This window comes from Massilia aurea (genome assembly GCF_040790145.1).
In the GTDB taxonomy this organism is placed as follows: domain Bacteria; phylum Pseudomonadota; class Gammaproteobacteria; order Burkholderiales; family Burkholderiaceae_D; genus Telluria; species Telluria aurea_C.
Genome location: NZ_JBFMMP010000038.1, coordinates 1 through 2791, shown reverse-complemented (window position 1 = coordinate 2791; position 2791 = coordinate 1). Strand labels below are relative to the sequence as shown.

Annotated in this window: 2 protein-coding genes; one reads left to right on the top strand and one right to left on the bottom strand. The window is 55.6% G+C overall.

All coding sequences use genetic code 11. The features are described from left to right. Window positions 1-310: 310 nt before the first annotated feature. Window positions 311-769: a MarR family winged helix-turn-helix transcriptional regulator gene (locus tag AB2N08_RS22865; protein WP_367613201.1), complete on the top strand. Its 459-nt coding sequence runs from the start codon at window positions 311-313 to the stop codon at window positions 767-769. A gap of 23 nt (window positions 770-792) precedes the next feature. Here the strand turns inward: AB2N08_RS22865 and AB2N08_RS22860 are convergent, their stop codons facing one another. Next, entirely contained in the window at window positions 793-2370 is a 1578-nt protein-coding gene (locus tag AB2N08_RS22860; protein ID WP_367613200.1) for a methyl-accepting chemotaxis protein, read from the bottom strand. Window positions 2371-2791: the final 421 nt, after the last annotated feature.

Genomic DNA, 2791 nt, shown 5'->3' with positions numbered 1-2791 from the left:
AGATTATGCTGTGTTTCCGAAATCTCGTCAACTCTTTCTTTTCGCTTCGTCTCAGATTTCTCTGGAGACCTTGCTCTCGTAACCACTTGATTACGTTAACATTTTCGGTCAGTGCCGAAGCGGAGGCGAACTATAGCAAATGCTAGGCGTATTGCGCAAGAGATCTCCAAGAATATATCTGAAAAGCGCATTCTGAACCCGAACCGCAACGGCGCTACGCCTGACGGTCACCTTCATCATGTCATATGATCCATGACCTGATAGGGCAGCGTCGCTTGCAATTATCTAGTGCGCGACCTATATTGAGTTTATGACGACGAATTCCCTGCCCTCATCGGTCACGCCCCGCCTGGACGATCAGCTGTGCTTTGCCCTGTACTCGACGTCGCTGGCGATGATGCGGGTGTATCGCGGCGTACTCCCCAAACTGGGTCTGACGTATCCCCAGTATCTTGTCATGATGGTGTTGTGGGAGCAGGACCAGCTGACGGTCTCCGATATTGGAGAACATCTGTTCCTGGATTCAGCGACGCTAACCCCGCTACTCAAGCGCATGGAAGCGCAGGGCCTGGTGCAACGTAACCGTGCGCGCAGTGATGAGCGGCAAGTGATCATTAGCCTGACCGACGAAGGCAAGGCCCTCAAGCAAGACGCCGCCGATGTGATGGCCGCCGTATTTCGTGCGACTAAGTGCTCGGCGGACGAAGCAGCGACATTGCGCGGTCAGTTAATCGATCTGCGCACTAGTTTGAAGGACAACGCCGGCTAAGCCGACGTTGTCGACCATTCAGCTCACGCCGCTATCTTTAGCGGATCGATCTCGGCATTGATGCGGAACACGCGAACCGTTCGCAACAGGCTACCTGCCTGTTCATTGAGCGCTACCGCCGACGCCGCAGCTTGCTCGACGAGCGCAGCGTTTTGCTGGGTTGCTTCATCCATTTGATCGACCGCATGGTTGACCTCCTGGATGCCAGCTCTCTGCGCTTCGCTCGCCGCAGTGATTTCTTCAATAATGCCACTGACATGTTGAACGCTTGTCACGATGTCTTTCATCGTCATGCCCGCCTGCTCGACCAGCTTCGACCCTGCATCTACCTTGGCCACCGATTCGCCAATCAGCGCGGCAATCTCTTTGGCCGCGCTGGCTGAACGTTGGGCCAGGTTGCGTACCTCGCTGGCAACCACGGCAAAGCCGCGCCCTTGCTCACCTGCGCGCGCAGCTTCCACTGCGGCATTAAGTGCCAAGATATTGGTTTGGAATGCGATGCCATCGATGACGCTGATGATGTCCGAGATCTTGCGGGCAGATGCATTGATTTCCTGCATTGTGCTCACCACCGCCGTGACAACCGTACCGCCCTTACTGGCGACCTGACTCGCCGACGCCGCGAGCGTATTGGCATGACGGGCGTGTGAAGTATTTTGCTCAACCACTGCCGTGAGTTCTTTCATCGACGTCGCCGTGCGGCCGAGCGAAGTAGCTTGCTGTTCGGTGCGCATGGACAGATCGCTGTTGCCAGCACTAATTTCGCTCGATGCATTTGCAATCAGGTCAGTGCCGCCGCGTACTTGCGCAACAATACGCTGCAGGCTGCTCTGCATTTCGCGGATGGCATACATGACACTTGCTCGGTCGTTGTGACGCACACGGACCTTGACCGTAAGGTCGCCCGAGGCGATCGCCGATGCGATGCGATTGACTTCCAGCGGTTCGCCGCCCAGCTGGCGCAGCAAGTGCGCGGTGATGGCGCCGCCAACGAGAACACTGATGACCACGGCAGCGAGCGCGACAGCGATGATCGTCATTTGCGCTGAGGTGATCGACTGTTCGGCCGATAGAGTGCCTGCTTCAACCTGCTTTTGCACTGCTGTGATCACACGATCAATGTCCAGCACGTTTTGCCGGCGCAGTGGACTACACTCATTGACCAGGAACGCACCAAATTCCATCATCTGCTCCGCATCGCGGTAGCGCCTGGGCCGATTCAGCTCTTCGGCCATGCGTAGCAGGCCGGTACGCATGGTCGCGAAGTCTACATTTCCTTCAAACAGGGGCGCCAGAGCCTGCAATTCTTTGAGGAAGCCGGCCTTTTGCTCGTCGAGCAGAGCCAGCTCGCGCTGGGCCTGGGTTGCGTCCGGGAGGATGTAGGCATTGCGCGCGGCGAGCCCGGTTTGCGCGAGTGATTCACGCAGCGCGTATAAGCGCTCGAGCTTGGTCGTACGGACAGCATTCTGTGTAGCCAGTTCCTGACCAACACTTCCTAACTCACGCCAGGCAAACAGCGCGAGCAGGATGATCAGAATGCCGACCAGGCCAAATCCGACGCCGAGTTTTGCACGGGTGCTGAGTGCGGAAAATATGTTCATTGGATGGCTACTTCAATAGAGGTGAGAAAGGATCCTCCCCAGTTGGCATTTAACTACCAACTCACAAAGTTTCAGGGGTAACAGAAAATTATACACACGATTGATAGTGCACGATTGATTCCGGACGGAAAGCAAAGTTTTCTGTCCGATATGCTCTTTACGGCAATGTTTTTGCTCAACAATGCAACACTCGCCAATATTGCTTAAGTGAACTAGAGAGGGTCAGCGTAAGTGGCGGACGTCGCTATAACTTTGCGTATGGTCATGAGGAGGCGCCGGGCAGCGCGCCGGCGTGGTGAAACGAGCGTTGAGATTGCTCAGATCGAGCTTGGATTTATCGATAGCCCAAAGCGAAAAGCCCCGCTCAGAATCTCTGAGCGGGGCTTTTCTAATAACTAGCCTGACGATAACCTACTTTCAC